The organism is Streptomyces sp. NPDC126497 (genome assembly GCF_040302425.1).
GTDB lineage: Bacteria > Actinomycetota > Actinomycetes > Streptomycetales > Streptomycetaceae > Streptomyces.
In genome coordinates this window covers 23,985-46,928 of the sequence record NZ_JBEORT010000051.1, presented here as the reverse complement: position 1 = coordinate 46,928, position 22,944 = coordinate 23,985, and the positions used below count along the sequence as shown (strand labels likewise).

The window sequence follows — 22,944 nt, the reverse complement described above, 5'->3', positions numbered from 1 at the left end:
GGCCGTCCTCGTTGAGCGCCTTGACCATCTTCCGGAACTCGACCGTGCGCTCGGTGCCGTCCGGGTCGGTGGCGTAGGAGCCCTCCGGGACCGTGAAGTGGTACGGGTCGTAGCCCCAGTTGTAGGCGTCCCGGGCGGCCGTCCTCGCCACGCACTCCTGCTGCCGGGCGGAGTCGGCCGGGTGGGAGGCCAGGTCGCATCCGGGGACGGCCCGGTAGGTGGCCTTCTCCGGAACGGTCGAGAAGTCGAAGACCGGGAGCAGGTGCACGTACGAGGTGCCGGCCTCGGCCAGCGCACGGAGGTGCTTGCTGCCCGCCGAGTTCTTCTCGGTGAAGGCGGTGTACGTGCCCCGCTCGGCCGCCGGGACGGTCGTGTCCTCGACGGAGTGGTCACGTACGTGCAGTTCCTGGATCTGCGCGTCCTTCAGCGGCACGGCCCTCGGCTTGTCGTACGTCGACCACGCACGCGGCTTCAGGGACCGGTCGGCCAGGTCGACGACGAGACTGCGTGCGGAGTCGGTCGTCAGAGCCACTGAGTAGGGGTCGGTGACCTTGTTGGTGACCATCCTGCGGGCCATCGGGGCCCACACCGTGACGGCGTACCGGTACGGCTTGCCCTTCCAGGAGCGGGATCCGGTCACCGACCAGACACCCGTGTCGCCGTCCCGGTGCATCGGTACGCGCCGGCCGTCCAGATCGAGGGACACGCTCTTCGCCGTGGGCGCCCAGACGGACAGAGTGGGCCTGCCCCGGTCGAAGACGGGCCCGAGACGGGCGTTGCGCGCCGCGCCGTAGAGGTCGTCCAGCGCGCCGGGGACCTGGACGCCCGTCGCCGCGAGCAACGCGCCGTTGGCGGCCCGCTGGGTGGCGATGAGCTGGCCGCGCAGGGCCTCGCGGACGCGGTCCCGGTCGCGCGGGTCGACGGACCAGGCGGTGCCGTCCTTCAGGTGCGGGAACTTCTCCTTCTGGGCGTCGCCGAGGGTCGTCGGCACCAGACGCAGCCAGTGCCCCTCGTGGGAGAGGGCGCCGTCCTCGACGGTGATGTCACCCTCGGGGGCGTACACGAGCTGCTGGCTGGTGGCTTCGGTGGCCTTGACGTTCCACACCACCGTGTCCGCGTCGATCCACTGGGCCTTCGAGGCGCCGAGGTCGAGGTCGGGGGCGGAGCCCACGGTCGGCAGCAGGTGGTCGGCGGTGCCGCCGAGGAGCCAGACGTCCTTCCCGTGGGTGGCGAAGTCCAGGGACCGGTCGCCGGCGATGTCCTTCTCGTCGCCCTTGTGGACGATGTAGCTCAGGGACGTGGCGCCGTCGGCGAGGGGCACTTCGAAGGTCACGCCGAAGCTGTCCCTGCCGACCGGTCGCAGCGGCTTGGACCAGTCCGTCGGGTTCGCCGCTCCGGTCCAGGTGTGCAGACCCCAGCCGTCGTAGTCGCCGTCGGTGCGGTGGTAGTGCAGGACGGCCTTCTTCTGGTCCTGCGGAGGGTAGGCGCCCTCGGGAGCGGTCACCGCCTGTCCGTCCTCGCCCTGCGCGATCCAGACCTCGCCGGTCTTCGCCGTCTCGAGGGTGCGCCGCGGACCGTCCGCGGTGCCGTCCTTCTCGACGGTGTAGGTCACGTCGCCGGCACCGTCGTCCAGCTTCACCCAGGCGAAGGCTCCGTAGGCGTCGCGGCCGGTGAAGTCCGCGGTTCCGGCGGACGACTCGAGCTGCCAGCCGTCGTAGTCGCCGTCCGTCCGCCGGTAGTGGACCACGGCGTAGGGGCGGTCCACCGCGGCCGGCTTCTCGGGGGTGGGGGGTTGTCCTGCGGTGGTGGCGGCGGTGTCGCTCGCGGTGCGTCCCGCGTGGTCGACGACGACGGCCTTGTAGCGCACTGGTGTCCCGGCGCGCACCGTGTCCGGCAGGTGCTGGGTCACCTTGTACGGTGCGTGGTCGGCCGAACCCAGCGTGCGCCAGGGCCCGTCACCGACCTGGGCGGCGAACACCACCCGGTTCAGCCCGCCACCGTCCACCTCCGCGGAGACTTCCACGTCACCGACCGCACCGGCCGCCGGAGCCTGCACCGACACCGACGGCCTGGCGGCCGGGGCGGCCAGCGGCCTGGCCGCCTTCAGCACCACCGCGGACAACGCCGGCACCTCCACCCGCACCTTCCGGTCCGCGCCACTGCGCACCCGCGCCGACGACCCGTACACCCCGCGGAAGTCCATCCCCGCCGAGTACGTCGGCACCCCGACCGTCCGGGCCCTGTCCGCGTTGTTCACCGCCACGACGTACTCGACCCTCTGCCTCAGGTCGGTGCGGGAGAACGCGTACACCCCCGGACCGTCGTCCGCGTACCGCTCCTCCTGCACACCGTCGCGCAACGCCGGATGACGCTTCGTCAGTTCCGACAGCTTCGCGATCGACCGGTACAGCGGATGCGCCGGGTCGTACGCGTCCGAGGCGTGCGTACGCTCCGTGCCGATCCGGTCGTCGTCCAGGTACTCCGGAACCTTCGACGCGAACAGCGTCTGCCGGGCTCCCTTGTCCCCGCCCGGCCCGGTGAAGCCCTGCTCGTCGCCCGCGTAGATCACCGGATTGCCCCGCGACAGGAACATCAGCTCGTGCGCGAACCGGTCACGGCGCAGCAGCTCGGCATCGCCCGCGCCCGGGTTGTCCTGGCTGACGAAACTCCCGATGCGGCCCATGTCGTGGTTGCCGAGGAAGGTGACCTGCTCGTAGGCGTTGGCCTTGTCGCTGGTGTAACGGTGGTCCTGGGCCAGGACGCCGGAGAGGGTGCTCGCCGGCTTGTCCTGGGAGGCGTAGCCGCGGATGGCGTTCTGCAGCGGGAAGTCGAGCGTGGCGTCGAGCCGCCCCTCGGTCACGTAGGGAGCCGTGACGGCCGGGTCGGAGGAGAGGGTCTCGCCGAAGACGAAGAAGTCCTCGCGTCCCTTCTTCGCGGCGTAGGCGTCGATCGCGGTCGCCCACTGCGTCCAGAACGGCATGTCGACGTTGCGGACCGTGTCGACGCGGAAGCCGTCCACGTCGAAGTCCTCGACCCACCTCTGGTAGATCTTCTCCAGGCCCTTGACGACCTCGGGCCGTTCGGTCCACAGGTCGTCGAGACCGGTGTGGTCGCCGTGGAGGCCGCTCTCGCCGACGAACGTCGAGTCGCCACGGTTGTGGTACATCGTGGGGTCGTTCAGCCACGCCGGGACCTTCGCGTCGGCCTCGTCCTCGTTCACCACGGGCGTGTAGGGGAAGCTGTCCCGGTCGACCTTGCCCATGCGGGAGCTGTCGTCGAAGGGACGGCCCCGGGTGTCGAGGTAGGGGTAGGCGCCCTTGGAACGGTAGCCGTACTTCTTCTCGGCGTTCGTGACGGTGTCGGCGGTGTGGTTGGTGATGACGTCGAAGAAGACCTTCATGCCCTTGGCGTGGGCCTTGTCGATGAGTTCCGCGAGCTCGGCGTTGGTGCCGAAGTGCGGGTCGACCCGGGTGAAGTCGGTGATCCAGTAGCCGTGGTAGCCGGCGGACTCGCCACCGCCCTGCACCGGCTTGTTCTTGAAGATCGGCGCCATCCAGATCGCGGTGGTGCCCAGGCCCTTGACGTAGTCGAGCTTCTCGATCAGGCCCCTCAGGTCACCGCCCTGGTAGAAGCCCTTGTCCGTCGGGTCGAAGCCCGTCGCGGTCCGGTCGCCGCCGAGCCCTCCGCGGTCGTTGGCCCGGGAGCCGTTGGCGAACCGGTCGGGCAGCAGGAAGTACGCCTGTTCCCGGGTCAGGTCGTGGCGGGCCGGCTCGGCGGCGAGCCGGGCGTCGGACGGCGGGCCGGGAGGCCGTGGCGCCGCGGCTGCCTGCTGGGGGGTGCCCAGCGCCGTGGCGAGCAGTGCGGCCACGACGACCGAGGCGGCCACGGTCGTGGAGCCGGCCGTGTGTCCCGGCACGGTTCGGTGGTTCGTGCCGCCGGGGCGGCCCCTTCGTCTTCTTCGGCCTCTTCGGTCTGGGAGCGAGCCGATCACTTGCCGGTTCCTTCCGGTCGGGTGTCTTCGATGCGCACGCCGGTGGCGCCCAGCAGGGCGCCGCTGTCGGCGCGTTGGGTGGCGATCAGCCGGGCGCGGAGCGCCTGGCCGACGCGGTCGCGGTCCCGCGGGTCCACGCGGAACGCCGAGGCGTGGGCGTACTGGGGGTGGCGGGACCTCTGGGCGCCGGTCAGTTCGGTCGGTACGAGCCGCAGCCACTGGCCCTCGTCGGACAGTGCGCCGTTCTCGATCGTGAGGTCGCCCTCGGTGGCGTACACCAGTTGCTGACTGGCCACGCCGCTGCCCTCACCCGCCCACACGACGGTGTCGTCACCGATCCAGGTGGCCTCCGCCGTGCGCAGGTCGAGGCCGAAGGCGCCGCCGGGGGAGGGCGTCAGATAGGTGGGGTCGCCCGCCACGCGCCAGACCTCGTGCCCGTGGAGGGAGAAGTCGAGGGCCTCGTCGTCGGGGACGTCCTTCTCCTGCCCCTTGTGCAGGATGTAGCTGAGGGAGGCGGCTCCGTCGTTCAGCGGCACTTCGAAGACGAGTCCGAAGGGGTCCTCGCGCACCGGCGGGATGGGGTCGTTCCACTCGGGCGGGTCGGCGGACCCCGTCCAGGTGTGCAGGCCCCATCCCTCGTAGTCGCCGTCGGGCCGGTGGTAGTGCAGCACGGCCTTGGTCCGGTCCTGGGGCGGATAGGCGGACGTGGGCCTGGCCTTCAGGACCGTCGTGCTGTTCTGCTCGGTCCACACCTCGCCGGACGCGGCGGTGTCGAGGACGCGCTCCGGTCCGTCGGGGACCCCGTCCTTCTCGATGGTGAACCGGACGGCGCCGGTACCGGAGCCTGGGGTGATCCATGCGAAGGCCCCGTAGGCGTCGCGGCCGGCGAACCGGTCCGTCGTACCGTCGGCGGTCCGCAGCAGCAGACCGTCGTAGTCACCGTCCGCGCGCCGGTGGTGGACGACCGCGTGGTGCCGCTTCGCGGTCGGCTTCTCGGGGGTGGGGGGCTGTCCTGCGGTGGTGGCGGCGGTGTCGCTCGCGGTGCGTCCCGCGTGGTCGACGACGACGGCCTTGTAGCGCACTGGTGTCCCGGCGCGCACCGTGGCCGGCAGGTGCTGGGTCACCTTGTACGGTGCGTGGTCGGCCGAACCCAGCGTGCGCCAGGGCCCGTCACCGACCTGGGCGGCGAACACCACCCGGTTCAGCCCGCCACCGTCCACCTCCGCGGAGACCTCCACGTCACCGACCGCACCGGCCGCCGGAGCCTGCACCGACACCGACGGCCTGGCGGCCGGGGCGGCCAGCGGCCTGGCCGCCTTCAGCACCACCGCGGACAACGCCGGCACCTCCACCCGCACCTTCCGGTCCGCACCACTGCGCACCCGCGCCGACGACCCGTACACCCCGCGGAAGTCCATCCCCGCCGAGTACGTCGGCACCCCGACCGTCCGGGCCCTGTCCGCGTTGTTCACCGCCACGACGTACTCGACCCTCTGCCTCAGGTCGGTGCGGGAGAACGCGTACACCCCCGGACCGTCGTCCGCGTACCGCTCCTCCTGCACACCGTCGCGCAACGCCGGATGACGCTTCGTCAGTTCCGACAGCCTCGCGACCGACCGGTACAGCGGATGCGCCGTGTCGTACGCGTCCGAGGCGTGCGTACGCTCCGTGCCGATCCGGTCGTCGTCCAGGTACTCCGGAACCTTCGACGCGAACAGCGTCTGCCGGGCGTACACGTCGTCCGCCGATCCGGTGAAGCCCTGCTCGTCGCCCGCGTAGATCACCGGATTGCCCCGCGACAGGAACATCAGCTCGTGCGCGAACCGGTCACGGCGCAGCAGCTCGGCATCGCCCGCGCCGGGGTTGTCCTGGCTGACGAAACTCCCGATGCGGCCCATGTCGTGACTGCCGAGGAAGGTCACCTCGCCATAGGCGTTGGCCTTGTCCGTGGTGTAACGGTGGTCCTGGGCCAGGACGTGCGCGAGGTCGCGCGTGGGGCCGCCGCGGGACGCGTAGTTGCGGAGCGCGGCCTGCAGCGGGAAGTCGAGGGTGGCGTCGAGCCGCCCCTCGGTCAGGTAGGGCGCCATGACGACGGGGTCGGCCGAGAAGGCCTCCGCGAAGATGAAGAAGTCCCGCTTCCCCTGCCGGGCCGCGTAGGCGTCCAGAACCGTGGCCCACTGCGTCCAGAAGGCCATGTTGACGTTCTTCGCCGTGTCGACGCGGAAGCCGTCGATGCCGAAGTCCCGCACCCACGTCTCGTAGATCCGCCGCATGCCCTCGACGACCTCGGGCCGCTCGGTCCACAGGTCGTCGTTGCCCTTGAAGTCGCCGTACAGGGCGCTCTCGCCGGCGAAGGTGGAGTCGCCCCGGTTGTGGTACATCGTGGGGTCGTTCAGCCACGCCGGCACCTTGGTGTCGTGCTCGCCGGCGCGGGGGCGCGGCGTGTACGGGAAGCCGTCCTCGTCGACCTCGCGCATGCCGGCGCCGTCGTCGAAGGGACGGCCCTCGGTGTCCAGGTAGGGGAACGCGCCCTTGGAGCGGTAGCCGTACGCCTTCTCCGCGTAGTCGACGGTGTCGGCGGTGTGGTTGGTGATGACGTCGAAGAAGACCTTCATGCCCTTGGCGTGGGCCTTGTCGACGAGTTCCGCCAGTTCGGCGTTGGTGCCGAAGTGCGGGTCGACCCGGGTGAAGTCGGTGATGGAGTAGCCGTGGTAGCTGGCCATCTCGGTGCCGCTCATCGTCTGCACGGGCCGGTTCCTGAAGACCGGGGCCATCCAGAGGGCGGTGGTGCCCAGGCCCTTGACGTAGTCGAGCTTCTCGATCAGGCCCCTCAGGTCACCGCCCTGGTAGAAGTGCTTGTCGGTCGGGTCGTGGCCGGTCTGCGAGCGGCCGCCGGTCAGGCCGCCCTCGTCGTTGGAGGTGGTTCCGTTGGCGAAGCGGTCGGGCAGCACCAGGTAGAACTGCTCGCGCGACGGGGCGGGGCGCGCCGGTGTGCGGGCGAGCGCGTGATCGGACGGCGGTCGCGGGGTCGCGGCGTCCGCGGGCGGTGTGGTGGACGGGAGGGCCGGCAGCACGGACAGGAACAGTGCGACGGCCGACAACCGGGCGGTTCTGCGCCGGGACGGTGAACCGGTCATGGGGCCTTTCTTCTCCTCACCGGTCGAACGGGACGGTCCGCCCGGTACACGGCGGCGGGAGCCCGCGCGGACACGGCGGGCCGCCCGGTGCGCCATCGGGGCGAACCGGGCGGTCCTTCGGTCGGCGGGGCGGGGCGTTTCCCTGGTTCAGCTGCGCCAGGTGTCGCTCAGCAGTGTCCTGCCGCTGGTCGGGACGGTGGCGGTGCGGTTGGCGCCGCTCTCCCAGGTGACCTTGCCGGTGGCGTCCTTGCGGAGGTACTTGTACGCGAAGGAGGTGCCGGCCGGGAGGGCGACGTCGAGCTTCCACACGGGGTAGCTCGCCGGGTCGAGCTTGAGTGCGGCGGCGGGGTTCCAGTTGCCGAGCGCGGCGTTGTCGCCGGTGACGTAGATGCTCTCGCCCCAGGCGGTGGTGGCGTCGACGCCGAACGAGGCGCCGGCTTCGACCTCGGGGTCCGGGTCCGGGCCGGGTCCGGGGTCGCAGCTGGTCGCCCCCGTGTGCAGGGCGAGCGCCGTGTTGCCGCCGAGGGTCGCGGTGAACTGCCCGGAGCCGTTCACGGTGACGGCCTTGCCGCTCTGGACGTCGCAGTAGGTGCCGGAGGGCAGCGACGTCCGGAAGGTGCGGGTCAGCGAGCCGGACTCGTGGTTGATCGCGACGTAGGCCTTGTTGCCGCGGCCGAAGGCGATGGCGTCGTTGCCGTTGTCCCACCAGTCCGTCACCGCGGCGCTGCCGGCGGTGTTGCGGAACCCGACCATGCCCGCGATCTCGCGCCAGGCGTGCTGGCACTTCCACCCGTCGGTGTAACAGGCGTTGACCTGGCCGTTGTTGGGGCCGCCCGCGTCGTCGCTGAACTCGTAGCCGGAGTGGACGTCCGGTGAGCCGTACGGCCAGGCCAGCATGAAGACGTGGGCGAGGGTGTAGTCGGCCCCGTCCTTGTAGGTCAGCGTCGTGTGGTGGCGCTCGGTGTCGTGGTTGGTCACGAAGGTGGCGGCCTTGCCGCTGGGGACGTGGCCCCAGGCCTCCCCGAAGTTCTTCAGGTACGCCAGCTTCTCGCCGGAGAAGACGCGCTTCAGGTCCTTGGCGAAGGAGAACTCCTGGACGTCACCGGTGCCGGTGTACTGGCCGGGCTGCACGGCCTCACCGGGCGCCCCGATGGTCTCCTGCTTCCAGTAGGCGCCCGGGTCGCTGAGCCGGCCCTTGATGTCGGCGAGGTCGCCCGGCGGGATGTGCTTGGCCGCGTCGACGCGGAAGCCGTCCACCCCGAGGGACAGCAGGTCGTTCAGGTACCCGGCGATCGTCTTGCGGACGTACTCCTCACCGGTGTCCAGGTCGGGCAGGCCGGACAGTTCACAGTGGTGGACGTTCCAGCTGTCCCCGTAGTTGTCGATGTCCCTCGTGCAGTCGTCCATGTCGGACTTGGAGTACAGGCCGGGGTAGTCGTACTTGCTGTAGGAGGAGCCCGCGGTCCCCGTGCCGGCACTGTTGGCCATGTGGTTGATCACCGTGTCCACGACGACCTCGACGCCTGCGGCGTGGCACGTGTCGATCATGTTCTTGAAGGCGGTGCGGTCGCCCAGCTTCGTGCCGATCCTGTAGCTGACGGGCTGGTACGCGGTCCACCACTGCGGGCCCCGGACCCGCTCGTTCGGCGGTGACACCTGCACGTACCCGTACCCGGCCGGCCCGAGGTCGTCGGTGCAGGCCTTGGCGACGGAGTCGAAGTTCCACTCGAACATCACAGCGGTGACGTCCTTGTCGCCGGGCGGGTCCGCCTGCGCGGTTCCGGGCGCCGTGACGACCACAGCGGCTCCCGCCACGAGGGCGAGTGCAGTGGCCACGGTCTTGTGGGCCATAGTTCCTCCTGATCCACCTGATGCGGACGAGAGGCCTTCACGCAGCAACGCGCCGTGCCCGACAGGCCTGGGGAATCTTGCTGAAACACGTCAGCAAGTTGTTGCGATCGAGACCGTACGAGTCCCTTCACCCTCGGTCAACCCTTCGCGACGGGACTCTTGGTTCCTTCTCCGGAAACCTCAACGTCACTGGCACGGAGGCACATTGCTGCTCTGCAAAGTCTTTCGCAAGCGTTTCAGAGGTGTTACGTTCAATCACCGTCCGGTCCGGCGGACCGGAGGCCCCGACGGTCGTCCGGGCCCACGCGCCCGGCCCGCCGGACCGGACTCCAGCCGGGGCTCCGCAGCCTTCATGCCGCCCCGCGGCCCCGACCGGGGTCGGCTGCGGAGCCTCTCCCCGGGCCGGTGCGCTCATCCGCTGCGCCGCGCCGTGGAACCACGCACGACCAGTTCCGGCTGGAAGACGAACTCGGTCCGCTGGACGGGGGTGCCGCCGACCTCCTCCAGCAGCGCCCCCACCGCCGCGGTCGCCATCGCCTGCACCGGCTGACGCACGGTGGTGAGCGGTGGGTCGGTGAACGGGATCAGCGGTGAGTCGTCGAACCCGATCACCGAGACGTCGTGCGGAACCGACAGGCCGCGTTCGCGCACCGCGCGGATCGCGCCCAGGGCCATCAGATCGCTGCCGCAGACCAGGCCGGTGCACCCCCTGTCCAGCAGCGCCGCCGCGGCCGCGTGGCCTCCCTCCACCGTGAACAGGGTGCGCTCGATGTGTGCCTCGGCCTCCTCCGCCCGCATCCCGCAGAAGGAACGCACGGCCGCGAGGAAGCCCTCGGCCTTGCGCCGCGACGGCACGAAACGGGTGGGGCCGACGGCCAGTCCGACCCTGGTGTGCCCCAGGTCGGCCAGGTGGCGCACCGCCATCCGTACCGCGGACCGGTCGTCGGACGACACGAAGGACGCCGTGATGCGCTCGTTGTAGCCGTTCACCAGGACGAACGGCAGGCGGCGGGAGGCGAGTTCGTGGTACCGGGCCGGGTCGGCCGTCGTGTCCGCGTGCAGTCCGGACAGGAAGACGATGCCCGTGACGCCCCGGTCCTCCATCTGCTCCACCAGTTCGTCCTCGGTGGATCCGCCGGGCATCTGGGTGCACAGCACGGGCGTGTACCCGTGCCCGGCCAGCACCTGCTCGATGACCTGGGCGAAAGCCGGGAAGATCGGGTTCGTGAGCTCCGGGATCACCAGACCGACCAGGCCGGCGCTGCGCTGGCGCAGCCGTACGGGCCGCTCGTAGCCGAGGACGTCGAGTGCGGCCACCACCCGCCGCCGGGTGGCGGGTGCGACGCCGGGTTTCCCGTTGAGCACGCGGCTCGCCGTGGCTTCGCTCACCCCGGCCTGCGCGGCGATGTCGGTGAGCCGCGGGGCACCGTGCTCGGCACCCCGCGTCAGGGAGAGGGTCACACCGCCCACCAGACGGTGCTGTCCGCGGGGAGCACGGCCGCGTCGCCCCCGGTCACCGGCTCGCAGCTGCTGAGCAGCGGCCGCCCCTGCGGGGTCCACCGCACCGGCGCACCGGTCAGGTTCACGGTGCAGACCAGGTCGCCGTCCCAGGCCCGGTCGCCGGGTCCCCTCGCGGTGCGGCGGAAGGCGAGGACGCCCTCGGGGGCCTCCAGCCACTCCACGCCGTCGCCGGCGCCGAGGGCGGGGTGCCTCCGGCGCAGTGCCAGGGCACTGCGGTAGAGCTCCAGCGTCGAGCCGGGGTCACCGGACTGCGCCTCGACCGACAGGTGCCTCCAGCTCGTCGGCTGCGGCAGCCAGCTCGGCCCGCCCGCGACGGGTCCGAAGCCGTACGGCGCCTCGGTCCCCGACCACGGGATCGGTACCCGGCAGCCGTCCCGCAGTCCGTCCTGCCCGTTGTCCCGGAAGAACGAGGGGTCCTGTCGCACCTCGTCCGGCAGGTCGGTCACCTCCGGCAGGCCGAGCTCCTCGCCCTGGTAGAGGTAGGCGGAGCCGGGCAGGGCCAGCATCAGCAGCGTCGCCGCGCGGGCCCGGCGCGTCCCCTGCTCGGGACCGTCCGCGGCGAGGCGGGTGGTGTGCCGGACGACGTCGTGGTTGGACAGCACCCAGGTGCTGGGCGCGCCCACCGGGCGCATGGCGTCGAGGCAGTCGTCGATGGCCCGGCGCAGGGCGCCTGCGTCCCAGCCGGCGCCCAGGTAGTGGAAGTTGAACGCCTGGTGCAGCTCGTCCGCCCGCAGGTAGTTGGCCGTGCGTTCGGCGCTCGGTGTCCACGCCTCGGCGACGCCGATGCGCTCCCCCGGGTACTCGTCCAGGATCCTGCGCCAGGACCGGTAGATCTCGTGCACGCCGTCCTGGTCGAAGAAGGGCAGTGGCTGGGTGCCCAGCAGCTTCAGCTGTCCGGTGCGCCCCGTGTCGGGCAGCCCCGCGGCCTTGACCAGGCCGTGGGCGACGTCGACGCGGAAGCCGTCGACGCCCATGTCGAGCCAGTAGCGCAGGACGGAGCGGAACTCGTCCCGCACGGCCGGGTTGTCCCAGTTGAAGTCGGGCTGTTCGGGAGCGAAGAGGTGCAGGTACCACTCCCCCGGTGTGCCGTCCGGGTTCTTCGTGCGCGTCCAGGCGGGGCCGCCGAAGACGGACTCCCAGTCGTTGGGGGGAGCCTCACCGGCGGGCCCGCGTCCCGGCCGGAAGTGGAAGCGGTCGCGCAACGGGGAGCCGGGGCCCTCGCGCAGGGCGCGCCGGAACCAGTCGTGCTGGTCCGAGCAGTGGTTGGGGACCACGTCGACGATCACGCGCAGTCCCAGGGCGTGCGCGTCGCGGATCAGTTCGTCCGCGTCGAGCAGCGTGCCGAACACGGGATCGACGGCCCGGTAGTCGGCGACGTCGTAGCCGCCGTCGGCCTGGGGCGAGACGTAGAAGGGGCTGAGCCAGACGGCGTCGACGCCGAGGTCCCTCAGGTACGGCAGCCGGGAGCGGATGCCCTGGAGGTCGCCCACCCCGTCGCCGTCGCTGTCGGCGAAGCTGCGGGGGTAGACCTGGTAGATCACGGCCTCCCGCCACCAGCCCGGGCGTTCGCCGGGGCCGGAGGGTCGGGTACGGGTGCCGGGTTCGGCAAGGTACTGGGTCATGGTTCTCCTGCCTGCGTCGGGGGGCGGTCAGGACTTGGTGGCGCCTGCGGTCAGACCGGAGACGAGGTGCCGCTGGACGAGTCCGAAGACGACCGCGGCGGGGACCGCGATGATCACGGCGGCCGCGGTCAGCGCGCCCCAGTCGCTCGTGTACTGGTTGACGAACGTCTGGAGGCCTCCGGCGAGCGTGAGGTTCTCCTCGCCGGTCATGAAGGCGGACGCGTAGGCCACTTCGCCCCAGCCGGTGATGAAGGTGTAGAAGGCGGTGACGGCGAGCCCCGGCTTTGCCAGGGGCAGCACCAGCCGCCAGAACGTACCGAACGGGGTGAGCCCGTCGACCCGGCCGGCTTCGTCGATCTCGACCGGGATGCCGTCGAAGTAGCCCTTCATCATCCAGGCGCAGAACGGCACGGCGACGGTGAGGTAGGTGACGACCAGCCCGACCGGCTGGTTGAGCAGCCCGAGGCCGGCGAGCAGGTTGTACAGCGGCACGATGAGCACCGCGACCGGGAACATCTGGGTGAGCAGGAGCATCCACATCAGGGGACGCATGCCGGGGAAGCGGAAACGGCTCACCGCGTAGCCGGTGGTGGCGGAGACGAAGACACCGATCAGCGTGGTCAGTCCGACGACGACCAGCGAGTTCTGCAGCCAGGACAGGAAGTCGGTGTCGCGTACGACATGGCGGTAGTTGCCGAGTGTGAAGTCCTTGACGAGCGAGGTGTCGAAGGCCTCGGTCTTCGGTTTGAAGGAGGTGGCCAGCAGCCACAGCGGGGGGAGGACCGCGACGACGGAGGCGGTCAGCAGGGTCAGGTGCAGTCCGAGCGAGGCCAGCGGGCCGCGCTCGCCGCGCCTGCGGGCGGAGGCCGGCGGCTCGGTGCGTACGGGGGTGCGCGTGATCGTGTCGGTCACCAGGTGTCTCCCTGCTTGCGCAGTGCGCGGCGGTAGGCCGCGGTGACGAGTGCCAGGAGGAGCAGGATCAGCACGCCCCAGGCGGCGGACGTGGAGTAGTCCCGCGGGCTGATGACGAAGGACAGGCGGTAGGCGTACGTCACCAGGATCTCGGTGGCGTCGCCCGGGCCGCCCCGGGTCAGCAGGAAGATCACCGGGAACATGTTGAAGGTCCAGATGGTGCTGAGCAGGACGACCGTGCTCGAGACGGACCGCAGTCCGGGCAGGGTGATGTGGCGGAAACGCTGCCAAGGGCTCGCCCCGTCCATCTCCGCGGCCTCGTAGAGGTCCGGGGGGATGGACTGCAGACCGCCGAGGAGGGCGATGAACATGAACGGCACGCCCACCCAGACGTTCACCGCGATGACGGAGATCTTCGCCCAGGTGGGGTCGTTCAGCCAGGAGATCCGGTCGAACCCGGCGCCGGCGAGCAGCTCGTTGAACAGGCCGCTGCGTTCGTTGAACAGCAGGCGCCAGGTGAACACGGAGACGAACGCCGGTACCGCCCAGGGCAGGACCAGGGCCGTGCGGTACAGGGTGCGGCCCTTGAAGGTGCGGTTGAGCATGACGGCCAGGGCCAGCCCGAGGGCGAAGGAGAGCGCCACGCAGCTGACCGTCCACACCACGGTCCAGCCGAGCCGGTCCCAGAAGACGCCGTCGCCGAGGATCGCCCGGTAGTTGGCGAGTCCGACGTGCTCGTACGTCGCGGGGATGTGGTTGACGCCGATGGTGCGCTCGACGTTGGCCTCGTTGGCGTCGGTGAAGGACAGCCAGACGCCGCGTGCGAGGGGGTATCCGATGATCACGCCGATCACGGCCACCACGGGGGCGACCATGCTCCAGGCGTACCAGTGGGTGGCCAGGGCCCTGCGCAGGCGCCCCGGGGTCCTGGGGTTCTTGTGGCCGGTGCGGTGGGCCCGGCCGCGGGCACCCTGGGTGCCCGCGGCCTTCGTCACCGGCCGGCCGGTCTCGACAGCCATGGGTCGTCGGTCCGCCTTCCCGTGGCCTACTTGTAGTCCTTGAGCAGCTTGCGGTAGGCGTCGCCGGTGCTCGACGCCGCCTCGTCCGGGCTGGTCTTGCCGGCCAGCACGTTGGCCATCTGCAGCCGGATGGGCTCGAAGAGGGCGTTGCCCTGGGCGATCCACGGCCGTTCCACGGCCTTGTCGACCGCCGGCTTGAAGAACTTCACCATCTCGTTGTCCGCGACGGCCGGCACCTCGTAGACGGAGGTGCGGGTGGGGAGCAGGCTCAGCTTCTCGGTGGTCTCCTGCTGCACCTCGGCGGAGCTCATGTACTTCACGAAGGCGTAGGAGGCGTCGAGGTTCTTCGAGCCGGCGTACACCGAGAGGTTCCACCCGCCCTGGGGTGATCCCTGGCCGGCGCTGCCGGCCGGGACGGGGGCCACTCCGAGGTTGGCGGGATCCTTGAACCGGGCTCCCGCCTTGACGTCCTCGATGGCCCACGGGCCGTTGATCATCATGGCGACCTTGCCCGACTTGAAGGCGTTCTGCATGTTGTTCCAGCCGTCGGACGCGTCCGTGATGGCCGCTTCGTCGTCCACCAGGTCCTTGAGGGTCCGGTACGCCTTCACACCGGGCTCGTCGTCGATGGTGACGGTCCTGTTCCTCTCGTCGACCAGGTCGCCGCCCTCACCGTAGAGGTAGGGCAGGAACCAGTACGGGTCGTCGCCTCTCAGGTAGAGGCCGGTCGCGCCGGTCCTCTCCTTGATCCTGGCGGCGGCCGTCTTCAGCTCGGCGACGGAGGCGGGCGCCCGGACGCCGGCCTTCTTCAGCAGGTCCTTGTTGTAGAAGAGCGCCAGGGTGTCTGTCACCTGCGGGACCGCGTAGGTCTTCCCCTCGTACTTCGTGCTGGCCGCGGCCTGCGGCAGGTGGTCCGACGCGTCGTCGAGGGCGGCCGTGCCGTCGAGCGGGGCGAGGTAGCCGATGCTGGCGAAGTCCGCGACCCAGGCCACCTCCGTGCGCATCACGTCCGGGGCACCGGAGTTGCCGCCCGCCGCGTTCTTGAACTTGGCGTTCGCCTCGCCGAACGGCACGTTGACGTACTTGACGTCGACCTTCGGGTGCTTCTTCTCGAAACGCTCCGCGAGGGCCTGGTACGTCGCCTTCTCCGCCTCGTTGGAGGTGTCCCAGAAGGTGACGGTTCCCGACAGCTCCCCGCTGCCTCCGTCGGCACCGTTCCGGCCGTCGTCGTCCCCGCCGCACGCCGAAGCCGTCATGGCCAGGGCCGCGACCAGCGCAGTGGCCGCAATGCCACGTCGCATTGTGAACTCCCCTGTTTCTTCCCGGAATCGGGCGGAGGCATCGAGGCCTCACGCCAACCGCTCCTACGCGGCGCCGGGGTTGCCAGGAACGTAACAGGGACGAAAGGGCGCCGAAAGACGTTGCGGCAATTTGCTGCAAGCAGTTTCAGCCATTGTGCGGGCGACGGACAGGCGTACCGCGCAGTCCCGTCGTTCTCCCCACGCAGTGGGCACGGCGACGGCCGACCGGTAAAGTGCCCTGCCATGACCATGCGGCTCGCCGACATCGCAGCCCAGGCGGGCGTCAGTAAGGCCACGGTCAGCCGCGTGCTCAACGGCGCGCGCGGTGTGGCCACGGACACCCGCGACTCCGTGCTCGCCGCACTCGACACGCTGGGGTACGAGTACCCGTCGCGGCAGCGCCGCGCGGAGCTGGTCGGCCTGATCACACCGGAGCTGGACAATCCCGTCTTCCCCGCGCTGGCCGAAGTGATGGGCCAGGCGCTCACGCGCCGGGGGTACACGCCCGTCCTGGCCACGCAGACGCCGGGGGGCTCGACCGAGGACGAACTCACCGAGATGCTCGTGAGCCGCGGGGTGGCCGGCATCGTCTTCGTCTCCGGGCTGCACGCCGACACCACCGCCGACACCGGACGCTACGACCGGCTGCGCCGGCAGCGTGTGCCCTTCGTGCTCGTCAACGGGTTCTCCCCCCGGATCGAGGCTCCCTTCGTCTCCCCGGACGACCGGGCCGCCATGCGCCTGGCCGTGGCGCATCTGGCCGAGCTGGGACACGAACGCATCGGGCTCGCGCTCGGACCGGAGCGCTTCGTGCCGGTCCAGCGCAAGATCGAGGGCTTCCGCATCGGTCTGCACGAGCACCTGGGGCTGTCGGCGCAGGAGGCCGGGGAGCTGATCCAGCACTCGCTGTTCTCCCTGGAAGGGGGCCAGGCGGCGGCGTCCGCACTGATCGACAGGGGGTGCACGGCCGTCGTGTGCGCCAGCGACATGATGGCCCTCGGCGCCGTCCGGGCCGCGCGTCAGAGGGGCCTCACGGTTCCCGGCGACCTCTCGGTCGTCGGCTTCGACGACTCGCCGCTCATCGCCTTCACCGACCCTCCGCTGACCACGATCAGACAGCCCGTCAAGGCGATGGGGCAGATCGCCGTGGACGCGCTGCTGGAGGAGATGTCCGGAACACCGCCGCCGCGCACCGAGTTCGTCCTCATGCCGGAACTGGTGGTCCGGGGGTCCACCGCCGCCGGTCCACGGAGCGGACAGCGCTCGCCGGACCAGGACTGACCCGCCGGCCGCCGCCCGGACGCGGCGCGCCGGGGCCGAGGTCCGGCGGTCCCGGTCCGGCCCGCCGTCACGCGGACGCGAGCAGCGGACGCCACCAGTCCGCGTGGCGTTCGTACCAGTGGGCGGTCTCGGCCAGTGCGGCCGCGAAGTCGGTGCGGGGCCGGTATCCGAGTTCGGCGGTGATCTTGCCGTGGTCGACCGCGTAGCGCCGGTCGTGCCCCTTGCGGTCCTCGACGTGTTCGATCCGGTCCGGGTCCGCGCCGCACAGGGCGAGCAGTCGGTGCGTGAGCTCCAGGTTGGGCAGCGAGGTGCCGCCCCCGATGTTGTAGACCTCCCCAGGCCGGCCCGACACGCGGACCAGTTCGACGGCCCGGACGTGGTCGTCGACGTGCAGCCAGTCGCGCTCGTACCGTCCGTCGCCGTAGAGCGGGACGGTGCCGCCCGACAGGATGCGGGTCAGGAAGCGCGGGATGAGCTTCTCCGGGTGCTGGTGGGGCCCGAAGTTGTTCGAGCAGCGGGTCACCCGGACGTCCAGCCCGTGCGTGCGGTGGTGGGCCAGGGCGATCAGGTCCGAGGCCGCCTTCGACGCCGCGTACGGCGAGGTGGGCCGCAGGGGGTCGCTCTCCTTGGCGGCCCCCTGGGGGAGGGAGCCGTACACCTCGTCGGTGGAGACGTGCACGAAGGTGCGCACGCCGTGGCGGAGCGCGGCGTCGAGCAGCACCTGGGTGCCCAGCACATTGGTGCGGGTGAAGGCGCCGCTGTCGGCGATGGAACGGTCGACGTGCGACTCGGCGGCGAAGTGCACGATCTGGTCGTGGCGTCCGGCCAGCACGTCCACCAGGGACGGGTCGCACACGTCGCCCTGGACGAAGGTGAGGTCGGGGTGGTCGCGCACCGCGTGGAGGCGTGCGAGGCTGCCGGCGTAGGTGAGTTTGTCGAGGACGGTCACCGCCGTGCCCCCGGGCCCCCGGGGCGACAGGAGGTGGCGGACGTAGGCGGAGCCGATGAAACCCGCCCCGCCGGTGACGAGGATCGCTGTGGTCATGGGGTGAGGTACACCTTGCTGTGGTCGCCGATCACCAGACGGTGAGCTTGCGGAAGACGGGGGGCCGGGCCCACGACGGCGCCTCGGCCGATGAGGGACGCCTCGATGCGGGACGCCCCCTCCACCTGCGCGCCGCGCAGCAGGACGGAGTACTCGACGGCACTGTCCTCGACCCGGCAGTCCTCCCCGATGGAGGTGTACGGGCCGACGCTGGAGTTGCTGACGACGGCGCCCGCGCCGATGACCACCGGGCCGACGACGCGTGACCCGCGCACGACCGCGCCCTCGGCCACCCGGACCCGGCCGATCAGCGTGCTGTGCGCGTCGACCTTGCCCTCGATCCGGCCCTCCAGCCCGTCGAGGACGTGGCGGTTGACCTCCAGCATGTCCTCCGCGCTGCCGGTGTCGCGCCAGGGCCGGGTGGTGGTCTCGGCGCGCACGCGCAGCCCCTGGTCGACCATCCACTGCACGGCGTGGGTGATCTCCAGCTCGCCGCGCGCGGAGGGGGCGATGGCGCGCACCGCCTCGTGCACGACCGGGCTGAAGGCGTACACGCCGATGAGGGCGAGCGCGCTGCGCGGGGTGTCGGGCTTCTCCTCCAGGCGCAGCACGTTCCCTTCGGTGTCGACCTCCGCGACTCCGAACGCGGAGGGGTCCGCGACGGGGGTCAGCAGCAGCCGGGCCGCCGCGGCGTCGGCGGCGGCGAGGCGCGCGAAGTCGGTGACGCCCTGCGGGAGGTAGTTGTCGCCCAGGTACAGCAGGAAGTCGTCGTCGCCGAGGAAGTCGCGGGCGATGCGCACCGCGTGCGCGAGGCCGAGCGGGCGGGACTGTTGCAGGTAGGTGATGCGTAACCCGAACTCCGCACCGTCGCCGGTCCGTTCGCGGATCTCGCGGCCGTGCGACCCCACGACGACGCCGACTTCCCCGATGCCCGCCGCGGCGAGGGAGTCCAGCGCGTAGAACAGCACGGGTCTGTTGGCGATGGGGAGCAGCTGCTTGGCGCCGGTGTGCGTGAACGGCCTCAGTCTGCTGCCGGTTCCACCTGCCAGGACCAGGGCCTTCACCTCGGCCTCCGCAGGGGCGGACCGGTCCGGGGGTGTTTTCTCACAGGTCTCTCCTCGCATCGGAGGCGTGGCGTCGCCGTGGGCACGTCGACTCAAGCAGACTGCCGCGATCGTTCGCAACAGGTTTCTGAAACGATCCGCAAAGTCTTGCAGTCGTCTGCGTTCAAGTGTTTGACTCAAGCCGAGCCGCCAACCGTGGTGTGTCACACCGCAGTTCGCCGGCGATTGCGTGCAGCCGGTCCGACGGGCAGGGACAGCGATGACAGGTTTACGGCAGACACAGCACCTGGCACGGGAGGCCCGGCGTCTGGCGCCGGGCGCTTCCGAGGAAGCCGTCCACGGACGCCGGGTGTTCGCCGAGGGGCGCGGTCCCGTGCTGACCGACCTCGACGGCAACCAGTACCTCGACTTCGCCGCCGGCACCCTCACCCAGTCCCTGGGCCACGGACACCCGGAGGTGGTCGAGGCGCTCACCGCCCAGGCCCGCCGTCTGTGGAACGTCCACGACAGCGCCACACCGGACCGCGCCGACCTGCTGGACCTGCTCGCCAGGCTGCTGCCCGAGCGGCTCGACACCTACGCGTTCTTCTCCACCGGCGCGGAGGTGGTCGAGGCGGCCCTGCGGGTCGTCCAGGCGACCGCGCCGCCGGGACGCAACCGGATCGGCGCCCTGCGGCACGGTTTCCACGGCAAGACCATGGGCGCCCGGATGCTCGTGCACTGGGACATCGGCCACCAGGCGTTCAGCGGCAACAGCGTTCTGGGCTACAGCCCTTACTGCTACCGCTGCCCCCTGGGGCTGGAGTACCCGTCGTGCGACGTGCGCTGCGCGACGCTGGTGCGCCGGCACATCGCCGAGAAGCCCAACGTCTCCGCGCTGGTCTTCGAGCCCGTCCTCGGCGCGGCGGGTGTCATCGTGCCGCCGCCGGGTTACTGGGAACGCGTCGCGGACGCCTGCCGGGAGAGCGGCGTCCTGCTCGTCGCGGACGAGGTGCTCACCGGCGGCGGACGCACGGGGGCCTTCCTCGCCGGTGACCTCTTCGGCATCGAACCGGACCTGGCGATGCTGTCCAAGGGCACCGCGAGCGGGTTCCCGTTCGCCGTCCTCGCCGGCCGCGCGGAGCTGCTGCGCAGGCCGGAGGCGGCCACCTCGGGGGCGTACGCCTCGACGTACGCGAGCAACCCGCTGGGCATCGCCGCCGCCCGCGCCACGCTCGAGGTCGTGGAGCGCGACCGGCTGATCGACCGCGTACGCGTCCTCGGCGAGATCGTGGAGGACCGGCTGCGTGTCCTGGAGTCCCGCTTCGACCGGCTGGGGCAGGTACGCGGCCTCGGACTGCTGTGGGGCCTGGAGTTCGTCACCGACCCCGCCACCCGCACGCCCGCGCCGGAGACGGCCCGGGCCGTCTACACCACGGCCCTCGACCTGGGACTGCGCACCGCCCTCGGAGGTCACATCCTGCGCCTGGCCCCGCCGTTCACCCTCGACGAGGCCCTGCTCGAGGAAGGTCTGCGGCTGCTGGAGAAGGCCCTCGAGCGGGTGATCGCGTGATCGTGGCGGAACGCCTCGTCAAGGAGTTCCGGCTGGCCGAACGCAAACCCGGCCTGCTCGGCAGCCTCTCCACCCTCCTCACCCGCCGCCACCGCGTGGTCCGCGCGGTCGACGACGTCTCCTTCGAGATACCGGCCGGCACCAAGACGGCCTACATCGGCGCCAACGGGGCCGGCAAGTCGACCACGATCAAGATGCTGACCGGCATCATGACCCCCACCTCCGGCCGCTGCACGGTCGCCGGGCTGGAGCCGTACCGGCACCGGCAGCGCAACGCCCGCACCATCGGCGTCGTCTTCGGCCAGCGCAGCCAGCTGTGGTGGGACCTGTCGGTGCCGGACTCCTTCCGCATCCTGCGCCGCATCTACGACGTCCCCGCACCGGTCTACCGGCGCAACCTGGACCTGTTCCGGGAGTTCCTCGACATCGACGCGCTGGGTTCCACCCCCGTACGGCAGCTGAGCCTCGGCCAGCGGATGCGCGCCGAGATCGCGGCGAGCCTGCTGCACGACCCCGCCGTCCTGTTCTGGGACGAGCCCACCATCGGCCTCGACATGGTGCTCAAGGACGCGGTGCGCCACCTGGTCAACCGCGCCCACCGGGAGCTGGGCACCACCGTGGTGCTCACCAGCCACGACATCGCCGACATCGCCGCGATCTGCGACAGCGTCCTGGTCGTCGACCACGGCCGGGTCGTGCACCAGGGGACCCTGCAGGACCTGCTGCGCACCGCCGACCACCGCTCGGTCGTCTTCGACCACCGGGACGGCACCGCGGCCGGTTCCGTCCGCGCCCGCATCGAGGCCGGTCTGCCGGGCGTGCGCACCGCACCGGACGACGGCGGCCGCGTCCGTGTCGACTACCCGACCGCCCGCTACACCTCCCGGCAGGTCCTCACCTTCCTCCTGGACCGCTTCGACCTCGCCGACTGGTACGCCCCCGAACCCGGCCTGGAGGACGTGCTCCGCGAGATCTACGGCCGCGCACGCGTTCCCGGCGGCGCGCCCGGCGGAACCGACCGCGTCCCCGACGGTGCCGCGTGACCGCCCGCCTGCGCCGCTACACGCCGTTCGCCACCAGCGGCCTGCAGTCCCTGCTGCAGTACCGCTCCATGTTCGCGATGACCGCGATGACCGCGGCCGCCGGCGCGGCGGTGACCGTCTTCCTGTGGCGCGCCGTGTACGCGGGCACACCCGGCCGCGGACCCGGCGGCTTCACCGTGGAGGACATCACCACCTACCTGCTGGTGGCCCAGATCCTGCAGGTGCTGCACACCAACCGGGTGGACGACGAGGTCGCGGCCGAGGTGTACCGGGGCGACGTCGCGGTCATGCTGGTGCGCCCCGTCAGCTACCCGGTGATGCGGTTCTTCGCCTGCCTGCCCGTGGTGGGGGCCAACGCCGTCCTGGTCGGCCTGCCGGTCCTCGGCCTGTTCGCGCTGCTCGTCCCGCTCACCGCGCCCCGGCCGGCGGACCTGCTGCTGTTCGCCGTCTCCACCGTCCTGTCGGTGCTGCTGGCGTTCTGCGTGAACCTGCTGACCGGCATGACCGGCTTCCTCACCACCAACACCTGGGGCGTGCGGATGGTCAAGCAGAGCGTCGTCGCCTTCTTCGCCGGACAGCTCGTGCCCCTCGCGCTGATGCCGGGCCCGCTGGCCGCCCTCGCGAAGGCCCTGCCCTTCCGCGGCATGGTCGACGGTCCGCTGACCCTGCTGCTCGGCCGCTACGACGGCTGGACGGACGCCGCCGGGGTGCTCGTCCAGCAGGCGGCCTGGGCGGCCGGGCTGTCGCTGCTGTGCGCCGCGCTGTGGCACGCCGCCCTGGGACGGCTGGAGGTGCTCGGCGGATGACGCGCACCATGACGCGGTACCTGCGGCTGGCCTGGTTCCTGGGCGGGGTGGGCCTGCACCGGCTGGCCGCGTACCGCACGGACTTCGTGCTCGGCGCGGGCGCCTTCCTGGTGCGGGTCGGCGTCCAGACGGCGGTCGTCGGGCTCGTCTTCCGGCAGGTCCCCGCCGTGGGCGGCTGGTCGTACCACGAGGTGCTGTTCCTTCTGGGGTTCTCCCTGCTGCCGCGCGGGCTCGACCACCTCTTCACCGACCAGCTGTGGGAACTGGGCCGCAAACTGGTCCAGCGCGGGGAGTTCTACCGCTACCTCGTCCGGCCGGTCGACCCGCTGTTCTCCCTGCTGTCGGAACGCTTCTTCCACCCCGACGGGCTCGGCGAACTCGTCGTCGGCGCCGTCCTGGTGGGATACGCGGGCGGCGAGCTCGGCCTGTCGCTCAGTCCCGTGCAGTGGGTGCTGGCGCCCGTGCTGGTGCTGTGCGGGGCGCTGCTGCACACCTCGGTGAAGCTGCTCTTCGCCTCCCTGTCCTTCTGGACGGTGACGAGCATGCCCGCGATGTACGCGGCCAACCAGGTGTCGGAGTTCTCCGCCTACCCCCTGGACGTCTACCACCCCTCGCTGAAGGCCCTGCTCACCTGGGTCCTGCCCTTCGCCTTCACCGCCTACGTGCCCTGCGTCTACCTGCTGAGCGGCGGGACCGGTCTGCTCGGCTGGCTGCCCGTGGTGACCGCCGGCGCCCTGGCCCTCGCGCTGACCGTCTGGCGCCGCGGCGTCAACCGCTACGAGATGACCGGGAGTTGAGC

15 protein-coding genes are annotated in these 22,944 nt (G+C 71.2%); 5 read left to right on the top strand and 10 right to left on the bottom strand.

Going from position 1 to position 22,944, the window contains the following annotated elements:
- The 8 genes from ABTY20_RS21350 to ABTY20_RS21315 all read right to left on the bottom strand — a co-directional run.
- A partial coding sequence (locus tag ABTY20_RS21350; RefSeq protein WP_502991854.1) for an alpha-amylase family glycosyl hydrolase occupies positions 1-3,916 on the bottom strand: 3,916 nt, incomplete at its 3' end.
- 71 nt (positions 3,917-3,987) lie between these two features.
- On the bottom strand, positions 3,988-7,128 hold the full coding sequence (locus ABTY20_RS21345; protein WP_502991853.1) for an alpha-amylase family glycosyl hydrolase: 3,141 nt from the start codon (positions 7,126-7,128) through the stop codon (positions 3,988-3,990).
- Between the two features lie 147 nt (positions 7,129-7,275).
- Positions 7,276-8,979: a carbohydrate-binding module family 20 domain-containing protein gene (locus ABTY20_RS21340; protein WP_351998591.1), complete on the bottom strand. Its 1,704-nt coding sequence runs from the start codon at positions 8,977-8,979 to the stop codon at positions 7,276-7,278.
- Between the two features lie 411 nt (positions 8,980-9,390).
- Positions 9,391-10,449: a LacI family DNA-binding transcriptional regulator gene (locus ABTY20_RS21335; protein ID WP_351998590.1), complete on the bottom strand. Its 1,059-nt coding sequence runs from the start codon at positions 10,447-10,449 to the stop codon at positions 9,391-9,393.
- Positions 10,437-12,122 (bottom strand): glycoside hydrolase family 13 protein, encoded by a 1,686-nt coding sequence (locus tag ABTY20_RS21330; RefSeq protein WP_351998589.1) that lies wholly within the window; start codon positions 12,120-12,122, stop codon positions 10,437-10,439. The genes ABTY20_RS21335 and ABTY20_RS21330 overlap by 13 nt, the downstream gene beginning before the upstream one ends.
- A 27-nt stretch (positions 12,123-12,149) precedes the next feature.
- Entirely contained in the window at positions 12,150-13,022 is an 873-nt protein-coding gene (locus ABTY20_RS21325; protein WP_351998592.1) for a sugar ABC transporter permease, read from the bottom strand.
- A gap of 8 nt (positions 13,023-13,030) precedes the next feature.
- A complete protein-coding gene (locus tag ABTY20_RS21320) occupies positions 13,031-14,053 on the bottom strand; it encodes a carbohydrate ABC transporter permease (RefSeq protein ID WP_351998588.1) in 1,023 nt (340 codons plus the stop codon).
- A gap of 26 nt (positions 14,054-14,079) precedes the next feature.
- The gene (locus tag ABTY20_RS21315; protein ID WP_351998587.1) at positions 14,080-15,354 is read right to left on the bottom strand and encodes an extracellular solute-binding protein; all 1,275 of its coding nucleotides are present in this window, start codon (positions 15,352-15,354) and stop codon (positions 14,080-14,082) included.
- Between the two features lie 243 nt (positions 15,355-15,597).
- Here ABTY20_RS21315 and ABTY20_RS21310 point away from each other — a divergent pair, with 243 nt between their 5' ends.
- The gene (locus ABTY20_RS21310) at positions 15,598-16,635 is read left to right on the top strand and encodes a LacI family DNA-binding transcriptional regulator (protein WP_351998586.1); all 1,038 of its coding nucleotides are present in this window, start codon (positions 15,598-15,600) and stop codon (positions 16,633-16,635) included.
- Between the two features lie 67 nt (positions 16,636-16,702).
- Here the strand turns inward: ABTY20_RS21310 and rfbB are convergent, their stop codons facing one another.
- Positions 16,703-17,680, bottom strand: a complete 978-nt coding sequence (gene rfbB / locus ABTY20_RS21305; RefSeq protein WP_351998585.1) for a dTDP-glucose 4,6-dehydratase — start codon at positions 17,678-17,680, stop codon at positions 16,703-16,705.
- Positions 17,677-18,744, bottom strand: a complete 1,068-nt coding sequence (locus tag ABTY20_RS21300; protein ID WP_351998584.1) for a glucose-1-phosphate thymidylyltransferase — start codon at positions 18,742-18,744, stop codon at positions 17,677-17,679. The genes rfbB and ABTY20_RS21300 overlap by 4 nt, the downstream gene beginning before the upstream one ends.
- Before the next feature lie 259 nt (positions 18,745-19,003).
- Between ABTY20_RS21300 and ABTY20_RS21295 the strand changes: the two genes are divergently transcribed.
- The 4 genes from ABTY20_RS21295 to ABTY20_RS21280 are packed head-to-tail and all read left to right on the top strand — an operon-like array spanning position 19,004 to position 22,942.
- Positions 19,004-20,296 (top strand): aspartate aminotransferase family protein, encoded by a 1,293-nt coding sequence (locus ABTY20_RS21295; protein ID WP_351998583.1) that lies wholly within the window; start codon positions 19,004-19,006, stop codon positions 20,294-20,296.
- Positions 20,293-21,339: an ABC transporter ATP-binding protein gene (locus ABTY20_RS21290; RefSeq protein ID WP_351998582.1), complete on the top strand. Its 1,047-nt coding sequence runs from the start codon at positions 20,293-20,295 to the stop codon at positions 21,337-21,339. The genes ABTY20_RS21295 and ABTY20_RS21290 overlap by 4 nt, the downstream gene beginning before the upstream one ends.
- Positions 21,336-22,145 carry an ABC transporter permease gene (locus tag ABTY20_RS21285; protein ID WP_351998581.1) on the top strand — a complete coding sequence of 270 codons (810 nt, stop codon included), beginning with the start codon at positions 21,336-21,338 and terminating at the stop codon, positions 22,143-22,145. The genes ABTY20_RS21290 and ABTY20_RS21285 overlap by 4 nt, the downstream gene beginning before the upstream one ends.
- Positions 22,142-22,942, top strand: coding sequence for an ABC transporter permease (locus ABTY20_RS21280; protein WP_351998580.1), 801 nt, complete (start codon positions 22,142-22,144; stop codon positions 22,940-22,942). Before ABTY20_RS21285 ends, ABTY20_RS21280 begins: the two co-directional genes overlap by 4 nt.
- The last annotated feature ends 2 nt before the right edge of the window (positions 22,943-22,944 follow it).

Excerpts from the sequence above, each read along its gene's own strand:
- ABTY20_RS21345 (WP_502991853.1), bottom strand. The coding sequence starts at position 7,128 with ATGACCGGTTCACCGTCCCGGCGCAGAACCGCCCGGTTGTCGGCCGTC.
- ABTY20_RS21340 (WP_351998591.1), bottom strand. The coding sequence starts at position 8,979 with ATGGCCCACAAGACCGTGGCCACTGCACTCGCCCTCGTGGCGGGAGCC.
- ABTY20_RS21330 (WP_351998589.1), bottom strand. The coding sequence starts at position 12,122 with ATGACCCAGTACCTTGCCGAACCCGGCACCCGTACCCGACCCTCCGGC.
- ABTY20_RS21320 (WP_351998588.1), bottom strand. The coding sequence starts at position 14,053 with ATGGCTGTCGAGACCGGCCGGCCGGTGACGAAGGCCGCGGGCACCCAG.
- ABTY20_RS21315 (WP_351998587.1), bottom strand. The coding sequence starts at position 15,354 with ATGCGACGTGGCATTGCGGCCACTGCGCTGGTCGCGGCCCTGGCCATG.
- ABTY20_RS21310 (WP_351998586.1), top strand. The coding sequence starts at position 15,598 with ATGACCATGCGGCTCGCCGACATCGCAGCCCAGGCGGGCGTCAGTAAG.
- rfbB (WP_351998585.1), bottom strand. The coding sequence starts at position 17,680 with ATGACCACAGCGATCCTCGTCACCGGCGGGGCGGGTTTCATCGGCTCC.
- ABTY20_RS21295 (WP_351998583.1), top strand. The coding sequence starts at position 19,004 with ATGACAGGTTTACGGCAGACACAGCACCTGGCACGGGAGGCCCGGCGT.
- ABTY20_RS21280 (WP_351998580.1), top strand. The coding sequence starts at position 22,142 with ATGACGCGCACCATGACGCGGTACCTGCGGCTGGCCTGGTTCCTGGGC.